The organism is Rubritalea marina DSM 17716 (assembly GCF_000378105.1).
GTDB lineage: Bacteria > Verrucomicrobiota > Verrucomicrobiia > Verrucomicrobiales > Akkermansiaceae > Rubritalea > Rubritalea marina.
The window spans coordinates 104,502-128,516 of record NZ_KB899254.1 but is presented as its reverse complement, the minus strand read 5'-3'; the positions used below and the strand labels follow the sequence as shown (position 1 = coordinate 128,516).

General features: G+C 51.0%; 22 protein-coding genes and 2 tRNA genes. 4 read left to right on the top strand and 20 right to left on the bottom strand.

The genetic code is table 11. From position 1 onward, the window contains the following. Positions 1-12: 12 nt before the first annotated feature. From rplA to F454_RS0107995, 8 genes are all read right to left on the bottom strand, one after another. A complete protein-coding gene (gene rplA / locus F454_RS0108030; RefSeq protein ID WP_018970131.1) occupies positions 13-714 on the bottom strand; it encodes a 50S ribosomal protein L1 in 702 nt (233 codons plus the stop codon). Positions 715-889: 175 nt separating this feature from the next. After that, entirely contained in the window at positions 890-1,318 is a 429-nt protein-coding gene (rplK, locus tag F454_RS0108025; protein ID WP_018970130.1) for a 50S ribosomal protein L11, read from the bottom strand. Between the two features lie 75 nt (positions 1,319-1,393). Next, a complete protein-coding gene (gene nusG / locus F454_RS0108020; protein ID WP_018970129.1) occupies positions 1,394-1,966 on the bottom strand; it encodes a transcription termination/antitermination protein NusG in 573 nt (190 codons plus the stop codon). A 73-nt stretch (positions 1,967-2,039) separates the two neighbouring features. Then, positions 2,040-2,267 (bottom strand): preprotein translocase subunit SecE, encoded by a 228-nt coding sequence (locus tag F454_RS0108015; protein ID WP_018970128.1) that lies wholly within the window; start codon positions 2,265-2,267, stop codon positions 2,040-2,042. Positions 2,268-2,294: 27 nt separating this feature from the next. Further along, a tRNA-Trp gene (locus F454_RS0108010) sits at positions 2,295-2,370 on the bottom strand. Between the two features lie 108 nt (positions 2,371-2,478). Then, positions 2,479-3,663 carry an elongation factor Tu gene (gene tuf / locus F454_RS0108005; RefSeq protein ID WP_018970127.1) on the bottom strand — a complete coding sequence of 395 codons (1,185 nt, stop codon included), beginning with the start codon at positions 3,661-3,663 and terminating at the stop codon, positions 2,479-2,481. A 63-nt stretch (positions 3,664-3,726) separates the two neighbouring features. Next, a tRNA-Thr gene (locus F454_RS0108000) sits at positions 3,727-3,801 on the bottom strand. A 305-nt stretch (positions 3,802-4,106) separates the two neighbouring features. Next, positions 4,107-4,637: a hypothetical protein gene (locus F454_RS0107995; RefSeq protein ID WP_018970126.1), complete on the bottom strand. Its 531-nt coding sequence runs from the start codon at positions 4,635-4,637 to the stop codon at positions 4,107-4,109. Between the two features lie 109 nt (positions 4,638-4,746). Here F454_RS0107995 and polA point away from each other — a divergent pair, with 109 nt between their 5' ends. After that, a complete protein-coding gene (polA, locus tag F454_RS0107990) occupies positions 4,747-7,590 on the top strand; it encodes a DNA polymerase I (RefSeq protein ID WP_018970125.1) in 2,844 nt (947 codons plus the stop codon). 79 nt (positions 7,591-7,669) lie between these two features. Next, positions 7,670-8,257, top strand: coding sequence for an HD domain-containing protein (locus tag F454_RS0107985; RefSeq protein ID WP_018970124.1), 588 nt, complete (start codon positions 7,670-7,672; stop codon positions 8,255-8,257). Between the two features lie 97 nt (positions 8,258-8,354). Here F454_RS0107985 and F454_RS14650 read toward each other — a convergent pair whose 3' ends face one another. The 3 genes from F454_RS14650 to F454_RS0107970 all read right to left on the bottom strand — a co-directional run bounded on the left by F454_RS14650 (position 8,355) and on the right by F454_RS0107970 (position 12,058). Further along, entirely contained in the window at positions 8,355-11,108 is a 2,754-nt protein-coding gene (locus tag F454_RS14650) for a phosphoenolpyruvate carboxylase (RefSeq protein WP_018970123.1), read from the bottom strand. A gap of 141 nt (positions 11,109-11,249) precedes the next feature. After that, positions 11,250-11,621, bottom strand: a complete 372-nt coding sequence (locus F454_RS0107975; RefSeq protein WP_018970122.1) for an NADH-quinone oxidoreductase subunit A — start codon at positions 11,619-11,621, stop codon at positions 11,250-11,252. Between the two features lie 140 nt (positions 11,622-11,761). Next, the gene (locus F454_RS0107970; RefSeq protein ID WP_083912936.1) at positions 11,762-12,058 is read right to left on the bottom strand and encodes a hypothetical protein; all 297 of its coding nucleotides are present in this window, start codon (positions 12,056-12,058) and stop codon (positions 11,762-11,764) included. 285 nt (positions 12,059-12,343) lie between these two features. On the opposite strand from F454_RS0107970, the gene ruvA reads away from it, so the two are divergent. Beyond that, complete coding sequence (gene ruvA, locus F454_RS0107965) at positions 12,344-12,946, top strand: Holliday junction branch migration protein RuvA (protein ID WP_240471550.1); 603 nt, start codon at positions 12,344-12,346, stop codon at positions 12,944-12,946. A 60-nt stretch (positions 12,947-13,006) separates the two neighbouring features. Here ruvA and F454_RS15755 read toward each other — a convergent pair whose 3' ends face one another. From F454_RS15755 to F454_RS0107945, 4 genes are all read right to left on the bottom strand, one after another. After that, positions 13,007-14,146, bottom strand: a complete 1,140-nt coding sequence (locus F454_RS15755) for a L,D-transpeptidase (RefSeq protein WP_018970119.1) — start codon at positions 14,144-14,146, stop codon at positions 13,007-13,009. 19 nt (positions 14,147-14,165) lie between these two features. Next, positions 14,166-15,452 (bottom strand): GTPase HflX, encoded by a 1,287-nt coding sequence (hflX, locus tag F454_RS0107955; RefSeq protein ID WP_018970118.1) that lies wholly within the window; start codon positions 15,450-15,452, stop codon positions 14,166-14,168. A 65-nt stretch (positions 15,453-15,517) separates the two neighbouring features. Beyond that, entirely contained in the window at positions 15,518-15,847 is a 330-nt protein-coding gene (locus tag F454_RS0107950) for a c-type cytochrome (protein WP_018970117.1), read from the bottom strand. Next, entirely contained in the window at positions 15,844-16,782 is a 939-nt protein-coding gene (locus F454_RS0107945) for a helix-turn-helix domain-containing protein (protein WP_169334347.1), read from the bottom strand. Before F454_RS0107945 ends, F454_RS0107950 begins: the two co-directional genes overlap by 4 nt. 193 nt (positions 16,783-16,975) lie before the next feature. Here F454_RS0107945 and F454_RS0107940 point away from each other — a divergent pair, with 193 nt between their 5' ends. Further along, the gene (locus F454_RS0107940; protein WP_018970115.1) at positions 16,976-17,899 is read left to right on the top strand and encodes a transporter; all 924 of its coding nucleotides are present in this window, start codon (positions 16,976-16,978) and stop codon (positions 17,897-17,899) included. Between the two features lie 82 nt (positions 17,900-17,981). Here the strand turns inward: F454_RS0107940 and F454_RS0107935 are convergent, their stop codons facing one another. The 5 genes from F454_RS0107935 to rnc all read right to left on the bottom strand — a co-directional run bounded on the left by F454_RS0107935 (position 17,982) and on the right by rnc (position 23,804). Continuing rightward, on the bottom strand, positions 17,982-20,138 hold the full coding sequence (locus F454_RS0107935) for a protein-disulfide reductase DsbD family protein (protein WP_018970114.1): 2,157 nt from the start codon (positions 20,136-20,138) through the stop codon (positions 17,982-17,984). A 136-nt stretch (positions 20,139-20,274) separates the two neighbouring features. Next, on the bottom strand, positions 20,275-20,547 hold the full coding sequence (locus F454_RS14640) for a glycine zipper domain-containing protein (RefSeq protein WP_018970113.1): 273 nt from the start codon (positions 20,545-20,547) through the stop codon (positions 20,275-20,277). 36 nt (positions 20,548-20,583) lie between these two features. Continuing rightward, positions 20,584-21,618, bottom strand: coding sequence for a quinone-dependent dihydroorotate dehydrogenase (locus F454_RS0107925; RefSeq protein ID WP_018970112.1), 1,035 nt, complete (start codon positions 21,616-21,618; stop codon positions 20,584-20,586). Between the two features lie 141 nt (positions 21,619-21,759). Further along, positions 21,760-22,905, bottom strand: a complete 1,146-nt coding sequence (locus tag F454_RS0107920; RefSeq protein ID WP_018970111.1) for an acyl-CoA desaturase — start codon at positions 22,903-22,905, stop codon at positions 21,760-21,762. 215 nt (positions 22,906-23,120) lie between these two features. Beyond that, positions 23,121-23,804, bottom strand: coding sequence for a ribonuclease III (gene rnc, locus F454_RS0107915; protein WP_018970110.1), 684 nt, complete (start codon positions 23,802-23,804; stop codon positions 23,121-23,123). Between the last annotated feature and the right edge of the window lie 211 nt (positions 23,805-24,015).

Here is a 24,015-nt window from a genome sequence, read left to right as displayed (position 1 = left end):
CCTTTCGTAAAATTATGCAGTTACTGAGTAGACGCTTGAATCAAGCTTCACACCTGGATTCATGGAAGCAGTTACAGTAGCGGACTTGATGTAGTTACCTTTTGCAGATGCCGGCTTCGCCTTAACGATGCTATCAACAAAGGCCTGAGCATTCTCAACGAGCTTTGCTGCATCGAAGGACACTTTACCTACAGCAGCAGAAACGTTGCCACTCTTGTCAATTTTGTAATCGATACGACCAGCCTTGACTTCAGCGATTGCTGCAGCGGTGTCTTCTGTTACGGTGCCAGTCTTAGGGTTCGGCATGAGACCACGTGGACCAAGCACACGAGCAATCTTGCGAACTTCAGCCATTGCGTCTGGAGTTGCGATCGCTACGTCAAAGTCAGTGAAACCACCTTGAACTTCTTTGATAAGGTCATCCATACCCACTTTGTCTGCGCCAGCAGCTTCTGCAGCCTTAGCTGCGTCTCCAGTTGCAAAAACAACCACGCGCACATTCTTACCTGTACCGTGTGGGAGTGCTACTGAACCACGCACCATCTGGTCGCTCTTACGAGGATCCACACCAAGTGCGAATGAAAGGGTTACAGTTGAATCAAACTTAGGTGCTGGGAAGCTTTTAATCACTTCTACAGCAGAATCGAGCCCGTATGCTTTGGTTGCATCAACCAAAGCTGCGGCCTGTGTGTAACGTTTACTACGTTTAGCCATTGTATTTATAGTTGCAGTGCAATCGTACCCGATGCATCAGATACTCCTGCGGTTTTGTTACTCAACACACACCATGCGTGCAGAGCGGACAAAGGGGACTCTCATTTAGACCCCCCTTTGTCAAGCACCTTAGTGCTAAATTTATTTTTACCACTGGCAAAGCCAGGGGCTCAGATTAGTACCCCTCAACGGTGATACCCATCTGCTGAGCGGTGCCAGCAATGATATTTGCTGCCGCTTCTGGATCATTTGCATTCAAGTCAGGCATCTTCTGCTCAACAACTGTCATGAGTTGTTCCTTGGTCATGTGAGCCACCTTGTTCTTGTTTGGCTCACCAGAACCTGAAGCAATACCTACAGCCTTCTTAATAAGAACTGCTGCTGGTGGCTGCTTGGTAATGAAGTCGAATGACGCATCCTTGTACACGGTGATCACTACTGGAAGGAGGTCACCAGCTTGCTTTTGAGTAGCAGCGTTGAAATCCTTACAGAATGCCATAATGTTCACACCTGCCTGACCGAGTGCAGGACCTACTGGTGGTGATGGATTCGCTTGACCCGCTTGGATCTGAAGTTTGAGAACTTGTTTAATTTCCTTAGCCATAATTTGCTATAGGGTTAGTTGTTAATTGTTAATTGCGATATTAGAGAGTGGAATAGTAACATCCACGACACAGGTTTACTCGCCTTGTTCAACCTGCCAAAATTCGAGCTCAACCGGAGTTGAACGACCAAAGATAGTAACGGAAACACGTAGCTTACCACGCTCAACGTCAATCTCTTCGACCACACCATTCTGAGATTGGAATGGGCCGTCATTCACCACAACGGTATCACCAACTTCGAATGCCACTGCTGGACGCACACTTTCTTCGCGCTCTTTAATCTGAGCAAGCATCGCATCCACTTCCTTCTGACGCATCGGAATCGGACGAACCTTAGTCCCCGCGAAGCCAATCACACCTTCCATCTCCTTGATGAAGTACCATGTATCTTCAACCAATTGCTCATCCTCAGTGAGGAGATACATATTGATCAAAATATAACCTGGATAGAATTTACGCTTGCGCTCAGAAGTCTTTCCTTTGCGAACCTCAGAAACCACTTCAGTCGGCATCAAGACTTCAAAAATCTTGTCACCCATCTCTTCCGCCTCAATCTGGCGAAGAATACGCCTTTGGACGCGTTGCTCCTGACCAGAAAGGACATGAACTACGTACCATTGGCTGCGTGCTGGTGGAATCTTAGGCATCGTGTGAAATGAGAAATATTGTATTTGTGAGAGAAAAATTGCTTAGCGGAAGACCAACTAAGCAAGTCAAGCATTAGCTCATCGCTCTTGTGAGCAAGACCAACGCTTTGGATAAGAAAAGATCAGATACAGCAACAAAGCCCGCTAGAAGGACAATTGCCACGATGACCACCACTGTGGAATCAACCAACTCTTTATACTTCTTTAGACCTTTCGCCTTAGGATCAGAATCCCATGGCCATGTCGCTTTTCTGAGCTCGGACTTAACCTGCTCAAGAAATGTTCTAATCTTATCAAACATAGTGAATTAAATTGTAATTTTAAAAGGTGGCAGGGGCACAGAGACTCGAACTCTGAACCAACGGTTTTGGAGACCGCTACTCTACCAATTGAGCTACACCCCTTGAACCTTGGAAATTACGTTACGCGGGATAAGGAGCGCTCTCAAGCTCGCTTGAGAGCACCCTTATAAATCCAGCTTTCAGGAATATCCTGAAACCCAGCGCGTAAAATTAGTCGAGGATGTCAGCCACACGGCCAGCACCTACTGTACGACCACCTTCACGGATAGCGAAGCGCATACGCTTCTCCATCGCGATCTTTGTGATGAGTTCAACTTCCATTTGAACGTTGTCACCAGGCATCACCATCTCAACACCCTCAGGGAGTTTGATAGCGCCGGTCACGTCAGTGGTACGGAAGTAGAACTGCGGGCGGTAGTTGGAGAAGAATGGTGTGTGACGACCACCTTCATCCTTGGAAAGCACGTACACTTCACCAGTGAACTTAGCGTGTGGAGTAACGGAACCAGGCTTAACAACAACCTGACCGCGCTCTACGTCTTCTTTCTTAAGACCACGAACAAGGAGACCTACGTTCTCACCTGCACGACCTTCGTCGAGAAGCTTACGGAACATTTCGATATCAGTGATGGTTGTTGTGATTGTGTCTTTGATACCAACAATCTCAACTTCTTCCATCTTCTTGATGATACCACGCTCGATACGACCTGTAAGAACTGTACCACGTCCAGAGATGGAGAACACGTCTTCAACAGGCATGAGGAATGGCTGATCCACTGGGCGCTCTGGCTCAGGAATGTAGGAATCAACTGCATCCATAAGCTTGTGGATGTTTGCTCTGTGATCTGTATCACCTTCGAGCGCCTTGAGTGCTGAACCCATCACTACTGGGATGTCATCACCTGGGAATTCGTAAGCTGAAAGAAGCTCACGGATTTCCATTTCAACAAGCTCGAGAAGCTCATCATCATCAACCTGGTCAACCTTGTTAAGGAAAACTACGATTGCTGGAACACCTACCTGACGAGCAAGAAGGATGTGCTCACGAGTCTGTGGCATTGGGCCATCAGCAGCGGAACAAACGAGGATCGCGCCGTCCATCTGAGCAGCACCAGTGATCATGTTCTTCACGTAATCCGCGTGACCTGGACAGTCAACGTGTGCGTAGTGACGACCTTCTGTTTCGTACTCAACGTGAGCAGTAGAGATCGTGATACCGCGCTCGCGCTCTTCTGGAGCACCGTCGATTTCGTCGTAAGCCTTAGCTTCAGCACCACCTGCTTCAGCAAGTGTGTTGGTGATAGCCGCGGTGAGAGTAGTTTTGCCGTGGTCAACGTGGCCAATAGTACCGACGTTCACGTGTGGCTTGTTTCTTTCGAATGCTTCTTTAGCCATAATATTAGATGTTTTTTGCGCTTTAGATTTGGGTTCTTGCTGGATGCAAGAGAAATAAACTAATGGAGCTCTTGAGCAGATTTGAACTGCCGACCTCGTCCTTACCAAGGACGCGCTCTACCGCTGAGCTACAAGAGCAACCATTTGGTTTATTCGCCACACTCAAAGTCTGTTTAGAGAATGAGGCGGGGCGGAAATTACCAATTAAACAGCAACTGTCAAAATTAATTTGCTCGCGAATTGCTTTTTTTTCAAAACCCCACTCCGAATGCAGTTAGACACAAAGGCGTAACTCACTGGAGACCCCCTCACTTAGCACACCAAACAAGACGCAAGTCATTCACACACAATTTATGCGAAACATTCGCCACACAAGGTCAATAAGCCACTTATTACTTACTCAAGTAGCTCCAATCAACTCAGCGCATCATAGAAGTCAGCCTCTACAGCACACTCTCATCGGTGCTCAACAAAATCCAACGCACCACTGTATCTCCAGCAATCAAAGCCTGCACTCTGTGCGGATGTTTTCCGAGAATGGTTTCCATTTCCACCACAATAGCACCCTCGCGGTACATCTTCCCCTCGATACGCACTTCACCCACATCATGCCATTCCTGCACATCATCATAACTGAATCGTGATGTAGGGTTTTCTTTCAAGGTGCTGCGCATGACACCCACCACAGAATTGTCTAGCACTGGCTCCTCTGGAGCATCCTCTGCCTCAGAATCGTCTCCCGCCATAACCACCTCTGCTTCTTGCTCTGGCTCGGCGCTATCTGCATCACCTTGCGATTGCACCTTCTCTTTAGCTTCTGCAATCTGATCCTTGGATTGCTGGACAAGTGCCTGCAATTTTTCTTCATCCACCGTGATCCCTAGATTCTTTACAATCAGGGGATGAACCAATGGCTGCAGCACATAGCCACCCACCGCACACAATACAATTACGTAGATACTCGTCTTAATCATCTTCTCAACTGCTAGAACTCATAACCTATTACCCATTGAAATCGATCATTATTTCACTATTTCAAAGACAAATCATTGACCCCTAGCGCCGCCCAAGCATCATACTTGCATGGCATCATCTGAAAAGCGACTCTTCCTACTCGACGGTATGGCATTGGTGTACCGAGCCCACTTTGCGCTCATCAGAAACCCAATTTACAATAGCAAAGGGATGAATACCTCTGCTGTTTTTGGATTCATCAACACCCTGCTCGACATTCTTGAGAACCATCAGCCCACCCACCTAGGCGTCGCTTTTGACACCAAAGCACCTACCCCGCGTCACAAAATATTCCCCGAATACAAGGCCCAGCGCGAAGCCATGCCTGAGGACCTCGCTAAGGCCATCCCTGAGGTCAAAAGACTCTTAGAAGCTTTCCACATCCCAGTCATCGAACTCGACGGCTTCGAGGCCGACGACATCATTGGAACTCTGGCACTGAAAGCCGACCAGGAAGGATCCTTCCACACCTTCATGGTCACTCCAGATAAAGACTACGCCCAGCTCGTCAGTGAGGGTACCACCATGTGGAAGCCCGGCCGCAAAGGCTCCGATGTCGAGCTCCTCGATGTCCCAGCGATTCTCGAAAAGTGGGAAATCGAGCACCCAAAGCAAGTCATCGACATCCTAGCCCTCTGGGGCGACGCCTCAGACAACATCCCAGGCGTTCCAGGCGTTGGTGAAAAGACCGCCAAAAAACTCATCAAGCAATTTGGCTCGGTCGAAGCCCTCCTAGAATCCACCGAACAACTCAAAGGGAAGCAAAAGGAAAATGTGGAGAACAATAAGGAACAAGCGCTCCTCTCCAAGACCCTCACCACCATCATCCTCGATGTGCCAGTCGACACCACATTCGACCAACTCCTCCTCGGCACCCGTGACGACGCAGCCATTCAATCGCTCTTTACCGAACTCGAGTTCAACTCGCTAGGCAAACGACTCTTCGGAAACGATTTCCGAGCCGGTCGCGGCCACAGCACCACCAGCGCTGGAAGCCTCGAACAAGCCGACCTCCTACAAGCTGAGCTCAAAACCTTCTCAGATTTCAAGACCAACTACCAACTCGTCGACACCCCTGAGGCGCTCACAAAGCTCGCCAGGAACCTCGAGAAGCAAGACCTCTGGTGCTTCGACCTCGAAACCACCGCGCTCAACCCACGCACCGCAGACATCCTCGGCATCGCCATCTCATGGAAAGCTCGCGAGGCCTACTTCGTCACACCAAACCCAAGCTTATCACTCGAACAAATCCTGACAACGCTAGGTGCAGCATTCAAGTCCAGCGCCACCAAGATAGGCCACAACCTCAAGTTCGACCTCTCAGTCATGCTTGCCCAAGGAGCCGACGTAGCGCCACCATTTTTCGACACCATGCTCGCGCACAGCCTCGTCGACCCAGACCAACGCCACAACATGGACTTCCTCGCCGAATCCATTCTCGGCTACACCCCGATCAAACTCTCTGAGGTAGCGGCAGAAAACCCAAGCCCTGACCAAGAGAGCCCGGGCCTTGGAGACGACCTCTTCTCCTTCGCCGAGAAAAAGAAGACCAAGAAAAAAGACTTCATCGATATGACGGCCATCCCCGCCAAGGCACTCACCAACTACGCTTGCGAAGATGCCGATATCACCTTCCAACTCGCCGAGATCCTCGCCGAAAAACTGGATGAATCCGGCCAAAGTGAAGTCTTCTACGAGATCGAGTCCCCCCTCCTCCCAGTCCTCGTACGCATCGAGCACGAAGGAATCTCAGTCAATAAAGACGGACTCGGCACCATCGGCGAAACCCTCGCCACCAAAATCGAATCGCTCACCAAATCGATCTACCAACAAGCTGGCAAAGAATTCAACCTCAAGTCACCAAAGCAACTCGGAGAAATCCTCTTCGGCGAAATGCAGCTTGTTGAAAAGCCAAAGAAGACCAAAACCGGCCAGTTCAAGACCGACGAATCCACCCTCTCAACCCTCGCGCCAAAACACCCAATCGTCGCCGAGATCCTCGAATTCCGCGAGGCCACCAAGCTCAAGTCTACCTACGTCGATGCCCTGCCAGAGCACATCTGCCCGAGCGATGGCCGTATCCACACCCACCTCCACCAGCTCATGACCGCCACTGGGCGCCTCGCATCCTCGGATCCAAACCTCCAGAACATCCCGATCCGCAGCGAAGCCGGCCGCGAGATCCGTAAAGCATTCATCCCACGCGGCGACGACTTCACCCTCCTCGCTTGCGATTACTCGCAAGTCGAACTCCGCGTCATGGCTGCCATCTCCGGCGACCAAGCAATGATCGAAGCCTTCCAAAACGATCAAGACATCCACAGCGCCACCGCCGCCAAAGTCTTCGGCGTGGAAATCGATGAAGTCACCCGCGACATGCGCGCCACCGCCAAGATGGTCAACTTCGGCATCATCTACGGCATCTCCGCCTTCGGACTCTCCCAACGCCTCGGCATCCCGCGCGGCGAAGCCGGCGAAATCATCGACACCTACTTCAAGCAATACCCCGCCATCAAAGACTTCATGGAGAATACCATCGAGCAAGCAGAACAAGATGGTTTCGTCACCACCCTCAGCGGCCGCAAGCGCGTCCTCCGCGATATCACCTCACGCAATGGCATGACCCGCAAAAATGCCGAACGCGCCGCCATCAACACCCCGATCCAAGGCACCGGCGCCGACATGATCAAGCACGCCATGATCAAAGTAGACGAACTCCTCCGCACCGGCAAGTACCGCACCAAGATGATCCTCCAAGTCCACGATGAACTCATCTTCGACCTCGCCCTAGACGAACAAGATGAACTCGTCCCAAAAATTCTAGAAGCCATGCAATCCGCCCTCCCACTCCCACACCAAGTCCCAGCAAAAACCGACGCTGGCACCGGCAACAACTGGCTAGAAGCGCATTAAAGCAATTCGGAAAGCGAACAGCACCCATACGATGTAATCTAGGATTCTCATCATCCCCCCCACGTGCTACTGATCTTGCATGTCCGAGCTCCAGCAACGAATCGATTTCATCAAAGCGATCGACGGCCTCAAAGAGGTGCAGCGTCAGACGCTACTAATGTCTAAGTCGCGTTATGAAAATTCGGGCGAACACAGCTGGGCGGTAGCCACCTTCGCGCTGACCTTGGCTGACTACGCGAAACCAGGCACCGACATCAATAAAGTGATTCATATGCTCTTGCTCCACGACATTGTCGAAGTGGATGCGGGTGACACCTTTTGCTATGATGATGCAGGTTACGAGGACAAAGCCGAACGCGAGCAAGCAGCTGCAGATCGACTTTTTGGACTTCTACCCTCACCACAAGCGCAGCAATTCCGTGCGATTTGGGATGAATTTGAAGCTGAGGAAACGCAGGAGTCGCAATTTGCAGCAGCTCTAGACCGCATGATTCCGATCCTTCACAACCTCAACACCAACTACGAAGCCTGGATCAAAAATAAGGTAAGCTACGCTCAGATTGTGCAGCGCAACCAGAAGATAGCGAAGGCCAACCCAGAGCTCTGGGACTACATTCATACCCGGGTTCGACAAGCCGTAGACTCTGGCCACATACCAGAAGGCTAAGCACAACACTCAACGCTCACCGCATTTCGAGCTTAGGAATAAAAAACCCGCAGCCTCCGTGAAGAAGGCGCGGGCTCTATGACTAATAGATCAGCGCTTAACCAGTGGTGCGAAGACCACTGGAGATTGCGTTGATGGAAAGAAGGATCTTCGGGAACATGGCTTCAGCCTCTTCCTCTTTACCTTCTGCCTTGAGTGCACGCCACTGTGAGATCAAGCCCACCTGCTGCTTGTGAAGTACTTTGAGCGGCTCTTCGCGAATCTCTAGGGTCTTGTGCATGCGCGGACGACGCTCTGCAAATGAACCGTTGAAGACCTCAGCAAGAAGCTCTCGTGTCAACTCATACTCATCGGTGATAATCCCAAGAAACTTATCGCGGAGCGCAGCGTCAGTACAGAGCGCACCGTATGTTTCCATAAGCTCGCGATTCGCGGATGCGAGGTTGGTCTCCACGTTGGTGAGCACGTAAGTAAGGAACACCGAGCTCGCCAGATTCTCTTTAAGCATTTGGAACTTCTCCGGCTTCTCATCTTTGAGCGCCTTCAGAGCAGAACCAGTACCGAACCAACCTGGCAGGTAGTAGCGCGCCTGAGTCCATGAGAACACCCATGGGATCGCGCGAAGGTCGTCGAGCGAGAAGCTTGTCTTGCCAGTACGGCGTGACGGACGTGAACCAATACGTGAGTTTTCAAGCGCATCGATGATGGTAGCCTCGCGGTAGAATGGAATGAAGCCCTCAGTGCGTAGGAGCTCCTTGTATGCCGACTCAGAACCTTGCGCCAGTGCCGGCACAAGCTCGATGCATGGATCCTCCACTTTGTTGCCGTATTGATGATCTGCAGCCGTCGCCGCTGCTGAAGCAAGAAGGATCTCAGCATTGAATGTAGCATTCGGGAGGTTTGCGTACTTCTGCGCAATGGTCTCACCCTGCTCGGTCATACGGAAATGACCAGACATGGATCCATGCGGTAATGCAGCCATGAACCACTGAGCTGGGCCAGCCCCACGAGACACCGTGCCACCACGGCCGTGGAAGTAACCAAGCTTGATGCCGCGTTCTGCTGCCACATCCACCATCGCCTTCTCCGCGCGGTGCAGTGCCCAAGCCGCCGTGAGAATTCCACAATCTTTGTTGGAATCTGAGTAGCCTAACATCACCTGTTGGAATGGCTGAGCTCCTTGGAAGCGCAACTGGTAGCTCCGCTGGGTGACTGGATGGTCGAGGAAACCAGCGAGTAGTCGCTCAGACGCATCGAGGTCTTCCTTCGTTTCGTAAAGTGGCACCACTTCAATTGGAGAGGCCAAGCCATCTTCCGTATTGATGAGCAGGCCAGCTTCACGCATCAGGATATACACCACTAAAAGATCAGAAACCGAGCGAGTCATCGAAACGATGAACGCACCGATCCCGTGATGCCCGTGATCGTGAATACGCTTCGCAATCACCCGGTAGGCATTGAGTACATTGTCAGCCTCTGCCCCTGCAGAACAACGGTTGTGAATGAAGGGACGTGTGGTCTCAAGCTCTTTGCTAAGGAATTCGCAACGCTTTTCTTCTGACCAATCAGCGAAACTCTCACCGTCGGCAATCTTTGCACGGACAAGCAGCTGAGAGAGCGCCTTATCATGGTACTCAGAGTTCTGGCGGATATCAATCGTGGCTAGATGGAATCCAAAGGTCTTCACTTTGTGACGAAGCGGAAGAATGTAGAGCTCCACAAGGTGGGTACAACCGATTTCATTCAAGGTTCTCTCCACCAAGGCGAGGTCTTCATCGAGCAACTCTGGAGTCGCGTAGCCGCCCTTACCATTAGCGGTCTCGAAAAGCTTGCCTCGCATGAGGTAAACGATCTGGCGCCATGGTTCTTCTTGGTTCTGCGCCATCACTTTTGCTGCCCATACTGGATCCGACAGGGAGCCTTGGATTTGCGCAATACGTGTCGTAAGTTCTTCCGGAGTATCCTGAAGCTGGCTACAAATAGTTAGATGATGTGCCACTTCCTTGAGCTCCTTGCGAAGGAGCACAAACGAGTGATCACGAAGGTCATTGAGTGTGCGCTCAGTCACTTCCGGTGTGACCAACGGGTGGCCATCTCGGTCACCACCGATCCACGTGCCAAACGTCAATCGTGGCATGGCGTCAGCAGACTGCAGCTTGTCCGTAGAGAAGCCCGCTTCCTTCCACGCGTCGTAGAAGTGCCCGTCCAGTCGAGTCAAAACAGCCGGGAAAATCTCGCGCAAGTAATAGAGGGCATTACGCAATTCCGCGTTGATATCTGGTCGGTGAAGGTGAATTTCCCCCGTACGCCATAGCGTTTCGAGTGCAGCAGTTACTTTGTTCTGCACGCGGCTACGCTCAGTCTTGCTATACTTTTCATAGTCGCTGACCACGAGGTGTTGGTAAATCTCGCTGTGGCGCTCGCGCACAGTCACACGCTTTGCCTCGGTCGGGTGAGCGGTGAGTACCGGCTCAACATGCACATCCTTGAGCACCTCTATAATCTGATCCTCAGTCATCCCAAGCTTCTGCATCTCGGAGAGCGAACGCGCCCAGAGCCCACGAATCGACTCCGCGCCAATTTCCTTTTCACGCTCGCGACGGATTGCTGAAGACACACGCTCTTCCACCATATTAAGCAGCTGGAAGCCAATCGAGTAAAGCTGCTGAACTCCTTCCGGAGCCTCAGAGGCCGGGGTCTCCCCACGCCACGGCAAGAATGGAATAAGGTCGTCTTCGCCAAGGCTCTTCAGAGCATCACTCAAGCTATCGACCAATAACGATAGCGTGCTGTCAATAAGCTCAAAGCCCTCGCTACGTAAATTTTCTCTAATCTGGTTCTTGTCAGTCACGCGGGTAGTATGGACATCGATCCCAAAGGGGCAAGAGTGAATTCAGGCATCCAATCGCTTGCATCACAGCACCACAAATTGGACTTATCAATTCTTGCTCAAAGCTTCACATATTTGAGCATACTAGCGGCCTGGATGCCCCTATTCGTTCCAACTAAACGCACCCTTCTTCAAGGCGTAAACATAGGCCACCGCCAATATGCCAGCAAAACCTAAAACGCTATACAATGCCGTAGAACTCTCGCGGATTAAATCGTGAAACTGCACCGCAAATGGATACATAAATACCACCTCAATATCAAACAGCACAAATAACATCGCCACCAAATAAAACTTCACCGAGAATCGGGGCGTGCCTCCACCAATGGGCAACATGCCACACTCGTAGACTGTGTCTTTCGCTTCCATCCCAGAACCCTTCTTACCTAACAACACACTCAACCCAAGGGCTATGGCTGCAAAGCCAATCGCAATGACGGCCTGTAAGACTACGGGTAAATAGGATTCTAGCATCTGCTCAGTCTGGGTTCTTTCAAATACTACCCCCTAAAAAGAAGTAGCTCACACTGGTTACACCAGTGTGAGCTACAATTAAAGGTTAAAGATATGTTTTCTAATGAAAACGTGGTTAGAGTGATTCTAAATTGGGGAGTCTATTCTGCTTCGAACGAGCTGTGTGCTTCAGGAAGACGCGAAAGACCTTTGTATTCTTTGCCCTGCTTTTCAACCATGCCACGCGTGACTAGGTTTTGAAGCTTTTCGTACGCACGAAGACGTAACATTTCTTCCCCGCCACTCACAGCGTTGCGTTCTTTGAGGCGATCAAAAACACTCTCGAATAGTTCATTGAAACCAAACAAGCGATCATCCGCTCCAAGGACATGAACGATCTCATCAGTCACGTGATCCGGGACGCGACGAGAAAAGCGAGTTCTTTTAGTAGTTGCCATAACAAACCCACTTTAGCACACCACTCCAAAAAAAGCGACTGCAAATTTCAACATTTATGAAATCAGATCAACCTTGCCAAGAGAAATCATCCAAAAAGTCGTATTTTTTAATTTCCGACACGCGAAGCCTCGTCAGTCGAGCGATTGGGCATGTCCTGGCGCGCACCACCAGAACACATTACATTTATCCTGAATGAATTACGATCCAACAGACCTCCAACAATTGTTTTTTCATGGATTGCTCGATGAAGAGACTGGTCATAGGCTTGCTGTGACTGTAATGCTATGAGAATGATAGCGCGCCTAAGAGGAACGGTACTAGAAGCACTCCCGAATCGAGTCATCATCGATGTCTCAGGAGTGGGATATTTAGTAAACATTCCCGTATCGACTTTTGATTCTTTACACTTAAGCGAGGGTGTGGAGGTCGACTTACGCACCCATCTGCAGGTACGTGAAACCTCACAGAGTCTCTACGGCTTTGCCTCAGACGCGGAGCGCGATGTTTTTCTCCTACTCATCGATCGCGTCTCTGGCATTGGTCCTGCAATTGCGATGGCAGTACTCAGTGGGATGAGCGTTGATGCCTTCAAGTCCGCTGTGGTTGAAGGAGATGTCGCAGCCCTTTCACAAATTAAAGGTCTCGGAAAAAAAACGGCGGAACGGATCGTGTTGGAACTCAAAGACAAAGTTGGTGTCGCGGATGGGTGGAAAACTGCCAGCGAATCCAGCGCTCCGAGTGCGATCAACGACACCGAACTCGCACTCATTGGCTTGGGGTATAAGCAGGCCGAAGCCCGCAAAGCGGTGAAAGCAGTCGTAGCTGCTCAGCCAGACATCGGAACCGAAGAGCTCCTCCGCGGCGCCCTACGCATGCTCAATAGCTAGGCCGAGCATTCACGTAATTCAGCGAGAAAAAAGCCTCGGGCCTACCTTTGGGTATTGAAACTATTTGATAATCACCACAGCACCGGGACGGAGGATACTAGGCATGCGAGCCGCGTCCCAATTGGCCATACGCACACAACCAGAACTGCGACCTCGGCCGATCTTACTTGGATTGTCAGTACCATGGATCCCCACACCCTTACGCGTCAGCCCCATCCAATGAACCCCCACTGGGCTATTGGGCCCCGAAGGAATCACCAGGCCATCTTTACTATATTTACCCGTCTTCAAAAGCGCGTCATCAAAACGCCACGTCGGAAACTGCACCGAGTTTTTCATCTTCCAAGTGCCGCGACGAATGAATTGCGGTTTGCCAGGAGTGATTGGAAATGCGGCCACTAGGGTGGCACCAGCCTCATCTGCAGCAGTAAGATCCACCTTCACATCAGGCGAGCCATACTCGAGAGTCTCTTGACGCTTTTTCTTAAATAAACCAAAGAACCCACCCTTTGTTTCAGGAGGGTGGATGCTGAGTGGTTCGTAGATGCGAATCTGGCGATCTCCAGTATCCACGACCGCCCAGCGCGCACTGAGGATCGGATCCTTTCCGAAGCCTCGGCCAATGGACATGGCTTCAATGCGGAATGGATTGATATTAGGAACCACCAATTCTTTTCCGCTAAAGGCATTGTTGATCTTGGAGCGACCATTCAAGTGCATCAAATACTCCACAGTCGTGTGGTAGCGTTCAGCCATAAATTCCCCGACGGAGCGGTATGGCATATCCTTGCGACTCGCTTGATAGACGCGATCGTCACCGTATTGAAAGTCCGTATCGACATACTTTTGGGCGGCGTCTGGCACGATGACCTTCTGCAACGGCTGACTCACGGATGACTGAGAAAGCTGGTAGAGTTCGCTCTCTGACTTCAGTCCCTTGCTATCGATGTATGTCTCAATGGCACGTTCGGTAAAGGTACCAATCTTGCCATCAATGACACCCGGACCAAAGGCCTCTTGATCGAGGAAGATCTGCAGTGTGGCGATGCGTAGGCGCTTGGCTGAAACTTCAACTTGCTTTGAAGCCGCTTTTTGAACTACTGGAGCTGCTGCTTGCTCGGTCGGCTTCACGGGCGGCACGTCTTGAGCAAAAGCACAAGAGCTAGCAAGAATTAAAATGAGACAAAGTGGGCGAATCATAGGTGGGGATGGGGTTATTCTATATACGAAAGCTCTCGAGCCTCCCTTCCACTGCTTTCGGTACGATTGCAGTGATGAGAATGTCATTCCCCTCATAGTCCGTGTGCAACACCTTGCATTCGTTGTGAATGAGGGCGCTGAGATCACCGCGGCTCTGAGGGATGCGGTAGCTAGCGCGGCGCACTCGGTCGCCTAACATGCTAGTGCATTTATGCAAGAGCTTGTCGATTCCTACATTACGCTTGGCTGAGATACAAATGGTATTTGGAAATCTATCTTCCAAACTCGCTAACACACCTGAGTCTTCAAGGGCGTCCACCTTGTTAAGAACCGTAAGCATCGGCTTATCAGAGGCACCCAATTCGCCGAGCACATGCATCGTAGTTTCAAAAAATTCTATCGCACGCGGGTCACTAGCATCCAATACGTGGATCAAGAAGTCAGCCAACACAGCTTCCTCCAAAGTGGCTTTGAACGCCTCTACCAAGCGGTGAGGCAGGTTGCGCACAAATCCCACCGTATCGGTGAGCAATAGTGTCTGCGCGTCAGGAAGCTCGATGGACCGAGTGGTCGTATCCAGGGTAGCAAACAACATGTCTTTGGCAAAAATGTCGGCCCCAGACAAGCGGTTGATCAGCGTAGATTTCCCCGCATTGGTATAACCCACAATCGCGGCGTGCGCTGTGTCGTTTTTCTCGCGGTCCTTGCGTCGCGTCGCGCGCTGAGTGCGTACGGCCTCGAGCTCACGCTTGGTGCGATCGATGCGCTTGCGTGCCAATCGTCTATCCACCTCAATCTGCTGCTCCCCCATACCACGTGAGGCACCGCCGCCTCCTGAGCCACCACCACCTTCACGGTCGAGGTGCCCCCACATCCTCGCCATGCGCGGGAGCGCGTATTGCATCCGCGCAAGATCCACCTGCAGGCGGGCCTCTTTCGTCTGTGCTCGTTGGGCAAATATATCAAGAATCACCTCCTCGCGGTCGATCACACAAATCTGTGAAAGCTCCTCCCATTCACGTTGCTGTGAAGGTGCCAATTGGTTGTCAAAGACGATACAATCGCACTCATGGGCATGAGCCAGCTCCACAATCTCAGCGGCCTTACCGGTACCACATAGGTACTTTTTATGCATCGAGCGAGAATGCGCCAGATTCATATCCACCACGCCCACACCCAATGTAGTGACAAGTTCATTCAGCTCCTCGAGGAGGCTGATATCCTCATCCTGATCACGACGGTTGAACGAAAGTCGCACCAAAAGTGCGCGTTCCACCATTTGAGGTTTTTCCCTTACTTCGAACATCTGAGGGGCAATAGATAGGCGAATGCCCTAACTTTCAACCTTTTTCCGACGAGCAAGCCACTCGATTAGAGCGGTTGCTTGACGCGGCTCGCGGCAATAATGTACTCGGTCACAAGTCGTTCTTCTTCCTTGGAAAGGCCCGCGCTCCAAGCCATCCCAGGCACAATGTGCTTCCACTCTTTGGTCGGGATTTCATTGGGAATTCGACGCTCGTGACACTGCGTGCATTGGCGTTGGAATATCGCATAGCCCTTCCCAAGGTCATCGATTGGATAACCAGACTCGGAAGCCATGGCTTCCGTCGGGGCCAATGGGTCATTAGCTTGCGGAGAAACACAAGCCCCGAGGCTAAGTAAGGCTGCTAAACCTAGCAATACGGTGATGAATGATTTCATGTGATCTGCGGTGTCAGTGAGGATTTGAACTTCGTGGGCGACTGACCAGCGTATCGCTGGAAGCTCCGATTGAACTGCGAGAGAGACTGAAAGCCGGTGGCGTATGCAACCTCGATCACCTTCAATTCTTCTTGCTTCAACATGTCCTTAGCCTTTTCAATCCGGTGACGGTTGATGTACTCAATAATAGTCAAACCAGTCACCTTCTTGAATTGCTTACAGAGATATGTCTGAGTCACTTTGCAATGGTCTGATAGAACCTGCAAGGTAAGCTTTTCACTCAAGTGACGATTGATGTATGTCTTGAGCTTTTGAATCAACTCTTCGCCTCGGTTCGTTGGGCCGATAAGCTGCTGGCTTGCTAGATCTCCCAGTTGAATCGCGAATGCTCCCAAGAGCGTCAACTGCGCTTGGTAATCCCCCTTCGTGTAGACCTTAGATCGATGAAAGCTTGTGAGGATCGCACGTGCCACTCGCGGCGGCATCCCTTGCGATGTCTTGAGAAAAAACTCTGGATCCATTTCTTCATGGCTCATACGCACTTGGCCAGCGCGTAGATAAGCCACCAGGCCATGTTTACTCTGAACTGGAATCAACGTGGTGGTAATCTGCGCATCACACTTTGCGGTCACAGCCTGATGATCAATCCGCTTCGAAAGATCCAGGGTGTGCTCCCTGCAACGTTCCTTGCAGACATCGAGCTCGAGCATCAAATTACAAAATTCATTCGTGCAATGCTTCGCCTCAGAATCAGGAGACTCTGCAATGTTAGGGTGGATCAAAGCCATCGACTGCCCAGTCACCTGCTCAAAAGCCTGCCGGTAGATTTGAAACAATTCAGAACTTAGCAGACGATTGTAGATCAGATCTTGCTCATCCGCTTTCAATCTAGATGTATTCGCTAGCCCCCCCATATCAATTCCTGAAATTAACATAGTAGACACTATGCTGCAACTCCATGCAGTCCTTTCCATAAAGATTAATAAACTGTGCCAACTAGGATTACACTTTGCAGATTATGCCTCAATCGTGTATAAGAAACGCTGAGTCCTAACATTTATCGTTAGGCTAACGTGTATCAATCTGAGGATAGAACCTCAGCAGAACACACACATAAAAACGAAAACTATGAAACAACACATACTCCCAACACTCCTCCTCGCATGTGCCACTGCTGCCACTCAGGCGGGCACTCCCCTCGTCACGGTACCGGATACCCCGATGAACGGGTTCGCAGATGCGATTCTACCGATTTCCAACCCAACTTACCATGGTAGCGCGGTACCGAAGACCAACATCCACCCGATCTTCATGCACCAGCAACACCCAAACAAAGTCAACGCAGCGGGCACTCAAGTGCCAGTGGGTGGCGACCTGAACCTCATTGCCGTGCAATTTGAATTCGCCTTCAACGAGCGACTCTCGCTCATCGCCACCAAGGATGGCTACATTGATTTCAACCCAGACCAAACCCTGCAACAAACCAACGGCTTCGCCAACCTTGCTGCGGGTCTAAAATATGCCTTCATTCTCGATCACGAAAAGCAATTTGCCCTCTCCGGCTCAGCGGTACTTGAGGTTCCTACTGGCAACCGTGATGTGTTCCAAGGCTATGGGAATGGCGCCACCAACCTACTTCTTACTGGATTAAAGCTGCACAAAGGATGGCAGTTCTCCGGCTCAGCGGGTGTGCACCTACCCTTCGATAGCAATGAAGAATCCACCACTGGTTTCATGAGCGGCCACGTGAGTTACCACGTCACCGAAAAATTTGTCCCTCTAATCGAACTCAATTGGTTCCGCGTACTCTCGGAAGGAAAAGGCCAAGGGGCTCCCTTAGGGCCTCTGGTTGAATTTGATAGTAGCGACCTGCTCAACTTAGGGGCCAGCAATGGCAAACTCAATAAAGACGCAGTCACTTTGGCCGCCGGAGCACGTTACAAATTCACCGACCGCTTCAACGTAGGTGCCGCCTACGAAGCTCCTCTCACCGATGAAGAAAACGGGCTAATGAAATCACGCATCACTGTCGATGCCGTGTTCACATTCTAAACAAACAAGTATTTCCATTAGTTAGATAGTAAGGTGCATGCCACTGGGTTTTCGAGCTCAGTGGCATGTTTTTTTAGCCCCCCTACTTCTCGATACGCTCTTGGAAGAAATCGAGCAAGTATCCTGGGCGCAGCACCTCGCTAGTGACGTGAGGCTTCGTATCCTCGGGAGCATACAACACATTCACAGGAATCGCGGAACGGTCCAACGCATGGATCGCCTTGGTTGCTTCCGCATTTGACGATGTCATGTCCGCCTTTAGCGTCACAATACCATTGTCATGGATGTATTGACGCACCTCCGCGGTGTATGCTGTCGCTTTATTCGTCTGACAAGTCAGGCACCATTTGGCAGTGAAATCGACGAAAACTGGAGTACCCGCGTCGCGAAGTTCGCGCTCCCTTTCAGGCGTCCATTTCTCCCATAGAATTTCAGGTACAGCGGCTTCGGCTGCAGCCAATTCTGGGTCTTGCGCCTTCGGGGGCATGGCGATAACGAAACCTCCCGCAAAAAACAAGATGGTTAGCAACTTAGCAATCGCACGTGTCTTCGCCGGTTTGGCCAGCGTGTTCCAACGACCGTAGATCCACCCCGCTGTAGCAAAGAGTGTGAGCCCCAGCATCACAGCGAGCCCCTTTTGCCCCACATCCCCCACTTGCGCGTTGTAAATCCATAGCAAGTAGCCAGCTGTGGCGAAAAGTAAAAAGGACATTCCTTGCTTGAACGATTCCATCCAGGCTCCTGGGCGAGGCAATTTGTTCACCAAACTTGGGAAGAACGACAACGTGATATACGGAAGCGCGAGACCCACGCCCATTGTCAGTAATGCCATGAAGAAGAGCGGCCCATTAAACTTCCATGCCGCACCAATAGCCGGCCCGAGAAATGGAGCGGAACAAGGTGTGGCAATCACCACCGCAAGCACACCAGAGAAAAAACTTCCAGCCAGGCCATCCTTCTGCGTAAGCGAGCCGCCTGCAGAAGTCGCGGTCGCCCCGATCTCAAACACACCAGCCATACTCAAAGCCAACATGAACATCACAATCAAAACCGAGAATACTACCCAAGGTTCTTGAAGCTGCGCTCCCAATGTCGTCGTGGCCTTCAGCGGAAACAAAACAGCAGCAAGGACCAAAAAGCTCAATAAAACACCAACAGTGAAAGTGAGTCCGTGCAGCTTGATTTTCTTCGTATCTTCGCCCGCTTGCTGGACAAAGCCCATAATCTTCAGGCCAATCACCGGAAACACACAAGGCATCAGGTTGAGAATCAGGCCACCCAACAGCAATGAAGCAAAAACCAATGGAGTGGCTAGGCCGTCCGCTTCTACGGCAGGTTTTTCAGCATCACCCGCAGCTACAGCCGAAGAGGAAGACCCGCCTCCTCCGAAAGGAACGTCAATCAGGAATGTCTGATTTCCAGTTTCTCCCAAGGAGCTTGGGCTGTGGAGAATCCCACGCAAGCGCTCCAGCTGGGGGCCAGCCTCACCACCAAGCGCATTGCCCATATTCCGCTTACCCGCGAAACGGTGCACGTCACCTTCCGCAGTGTGTGTGCGCGCAGCTTGGACATCAATCTGCTTATCCAACTCGTAAAAATGGCTACCTTCAGGAAGCTCTCCCTCGATGAATAAGGTGATTCCACCGTCTGCAGATTCAGCCGCACTCACTTCCCAGTCGCTGGGCAAGACGGGATTGGGGAAGTATTTCTTGGCATACTCCTTGAATGAGGAGAAGGCTGCGTTGGCTACCGGCTCAGCCCCCACATTCAAGATCAGGGTGTCCGCACTGCTATTGGGAGGCAAACAGGATGTATTGTCACATGCCTGCCATGACGCTTTCACTGGAATTTCAACTGTGCTTCCAGCGGCTAATTCCGTTGGGGCGGTGAGCGTCTTGATAAAATAATGCTCCCCCTCGTAACCATAGACTTTGGCACCCGCAAAGTCGAACTCATGCGGCGCAGGAAATTGAAGCTCCCCCGACTTCCAACCCTCCGGGACTTCGATGCTGAGCTCAGGGATAATCGAATTGCCAATCCCGTCATTCACGAAATAACTATGCCATCCTTTGTCGTGCTTGAGCTTCATTGCTACTCGGAATTCTTGCCCGGGCTGCACTTGAGTAAATTCGGAAATCACTTCCCCTTGCACTCGGGGCTTTCCAAATTGTGCCATCGCTGGCGAGATCAATAAAGCGAAGAAAAGGAGAATCGATTGAAGTGTCTGACGTGAATTCATGGGGTGTATAGTATTAGAATCTGTAATCATAGGATAGCATCCACAGCGAACTTATTCCCACGAGCTGCCGATCCAGAAAAAAGGCATCGCAACATTGCAATGCCTGATCGAATGGTTAGGTGTCTGGAAGGCTCACTTAGTAGCTACCCTGCGGCTGTGGCTGTTGGTATTGTTGCTGCTGACGTTTGTCCTTTTCATTACCAACCGCGTAGCCACCTGCGCCACCAAGGGCTGCACCAATGGCGGCCCCTTCTGCAGCACTACCAGATTGATGCCCAATAATGCCACCTGCTACAGCACCGAGTAGAGCACCTGTACCCGCATTCGCCTGTGCGTTGTTCGCTGGCTGGCAGCTAGAAAAGGCAAAGGCTGACGTGAGGGCTCCGAGTGAAATAATAATGCGTTTCATAGTCATAAATGGTTAGAAACATTTATGACGCAGAACTTACTTCGACGCAAGTTTATTGAGGATGGCATGCACCAAGGGCGGGCCATGGTAGATGAAGCCCGTGTAGAGCTGTACGATCCTTGCACCTGCATCAAATTTCTCGATCGCGTCCTCAGGGGTCATGATTCCACCGACTCCAATGATTGGGATTTCTTTACCAAGATGGCTATAAAACTCCGCAATCACCTCAGTAGAACGTTGCGTCACAGGTCGACCTGAGAGCCCGCCTGCTTCTTGCGCATGCGGTCTACCGAGTACAGCCTCACGACTGATCGTGGTATTCGTGGCCACTAGCCCTTCGAGACCACCATTGAGAAAGACCTTGGAGAGCTCTTCGATTTGCTCACTCCCCATGTCAGGTGCCACCTTCAAGGCGATCGGCATCTTCACTCCTGATTCCTCCTCTAGGGACGCTTGTTGCTTCTTTACCGCTTCAAGCAATCGGGCAGTGTCGTCAGCCGCCTGCAAGTCGCGCAGGCCTGGTGTGTTGGGTGAAGAAATGTTGATCGTCACGTAGTCCGCAACACCCCAGCAACCACGCAATGCCCGCGTGTAATCATCAATCGCGAATTCGTTCGGCGTCACCTTGTTCTTGCCAATATTGAAACCCACAATGCCTTGGTAAGTTTTGGATGATTTCACATTAGCCACTCCCTGCTCGATCCCCACATTATTAAATCCCATGCGGTTGATGATCGCCTCTTCCTCCACAATGCGGAACAAGCGTGGCTTGGGATTACCTGGTTGAGGTTTGGGGGTGATCGTGCCGATTTCTACCGAACCAAAGCCCAAGCGACCAAGCGCATCGATCACCGCTCCTTCTTTGTCCAGCCCTGCAGCAAGACCCACCGGGTTCGGAAACTGCAAACCCATGCACTCAACCGGTTCGCTCTGCGGTGGCTTGCTTGAAAAAAACTTCAACAGCCCCACCTTTTCAGCAGTCTTCAACAAATCCAGAGACACATGGTGAGCGGTCTCTGCATCAAGCTTGAAGAGGAGGTTGCGTGCAAATTGATACTGGCTAGGCGTCATGCCGCGCACTCTGCTAAATCCCCCTCTCACGGTCAAGGATCGATCGCCTTCGTGACGTATTAACCCTCCCCAAACGTAGCACAAAAAAACACCTACAAAGCATGAGCCTCATAGGTGTTGGTAAGTTGAATTGTGCTGTGCTTATTTCGCCTTCGCCAGCACTGGCTTGAATTGGCTGATCTTGCGCACCACGCTATGGATGTCACCCTCGATCTCCGTGAGCTTAGCCTTGGAGAGAGCTGCTTTGTCAGCCAGGGACTTTTCCACAGTAGCATAGAGGTCACTGATGGTAGAGGCAAAGCCTTCAAGAACTTCCTCAGCGCGCTGACGCGCTGCACAAGCCTCTTGTGGAGCGTCTTGGTTGAGACCCGCATTCTCGCGCTTTTTCTCGATGAGTCGCTGCGCTTCACGCATTTCAGCGAGAAGGATTTTCTCCTGTGGCACACGACGAAGATTCGAAGCCAAGCCCAGCTTGGAGAGGATCCAAATCATCCACTTGGTCGGGTCAAACTGCCATGGTTTCACGCCATTACGGTAGTCATGCTGAAAGGAGTGGTGGTAGTTGTGATACCCTTCACCACAGGTGAACACGGCCATAATCCCAGAGTCGCGTGCCGAGTTATCAGAGTTGTATGGGCGCTTACCAATGGTGTGGCATAGTGAATTGATGAAGAAGGTACAATGCATCACCACCACGATGCGGAGGAACCCGGTAAGGATCAACATGCCGAGTGCTCCTTGGGCACCGAAAAATAGATAACCAACGATCGGCGGAATCACTAGACCTACGATGAGGCCAATAAGATGCACCCACTTATTCTGCCACATCACAAGCTTGTCCTTCTTCAAGTCGTTCACGTTGTTTTGCAATGGCATAGGGTCGAGTTTGAAGAGCAACCAGCCTACGTGTGCGTAGAAGAAACCACGGGAAATATCATAAGGATCGCCGTCGTGGTCGCAGTTCTTGTGGTGATGGCGGTGATCTGATGCCCAGCTGAGACAGGAGTTCTCAAATGAAGCAGCACCAAAGACAAGCGTGGCGAGGCGCACTGGCCACTTCGCCTTGAAAGAAAGGTGAGAGAATAGTCTGTGGTAGCCTAGAGTGATACTCATGATCGTGGCGACACAGAAGAAGAAGAACCAACTGAGCTGGAAGATCAGCTCTTGGGTGGTGAGCTCAAAGGCCAGGAAGTACCATGGGGTACCTACTAATGCAAAAAGCGTGGTGAATATGAGGAAGAGGCTGGTCTTCCAGTTTACGCGGTGGAATGGGAAATTATTGAACATAATGTGTTGTTGTATCCTTTGGATTTGAACCTATCACTGATGGGAAGCCACGCTCCGCAAAAAATGAAGGTTGAATGGCAATAAACGCACAAAACCGAAATTACCAACAAATTCCTGAAAACTTCCGTTCACATTTCTGTCACATCCAGCCAAATGCTGTAACCAATCGTATACCACTCACTGTCTGCAAGCTACGTAAGAAAGTCGCGAAAAAATCACTTCTTCCAGCTTTTATCTTTGAGAGCTTGGTTCGCAGCTGCTGCTTCAGCCTGCTTTTTATTGCGGCCACCGCCCTGTGCCAACACTTTCCCTTGCCAGTGAACTTCGACCACAAAGCTTTTGTCGTGATCTGGACCTTCTTCGCTGACTAATTGGTATACAGGACTCTCCGGGAAAATCGATTGCAAGGCCTCCTGGAGACAGCCCTTAGGGTTCTTCTCCTCAGGCTTCGTCGTTATTTTATCAAGCTCGTCACTCGTCACCTTCAGGACCACATCACGCGCTACCTCAAAGCCACCATCCAGATAAATAGCACCCAATAGCGCTTCAAAGGCATCCGCTAACGTCGATGCTCTAGTACGCCCACCACTTGCTTCCTCACCACGCCCAAGCATCACAAAAGTGCCCAAGTCAATCTGGCCAGCAAAATGAAATAACGCATCCTTAGAAACCAAGCGCGCTCGCAATTTCGTCAAATCTCCCTCGGTAAATCCTGGGAAAAGTTGGTATAGGTGGTCAGTCAGAGCCAATTGCAACACGGCATCCCCCAGAAACTCTAAGCGCTGGTTGTCAAAGTGGGGTCGCTGCGTCTCATACGCTAAACTCGGATGGGTCAAAGCCTCAGCCAGTAGCAATGAATTGCGAAACTTGTATCCAATTTTATCTTCCAGTGACTCCATATTGCTTCCTTAATGACAGACACACATTCAGTCCGAGAACCCCTAATCTATCAAGGTAAAACATGATCGATTCGTTAAATACTCAAGATCGAACCTGAACCCGGTCACCCAACACCTAGACGCGATAAAAAACTCCCACCATTCTGGCGGCTCAAAAGCCACGTCATCTCCGTCCACCCCCATTGCCCCAACCAACACCAATAGTAAAGAG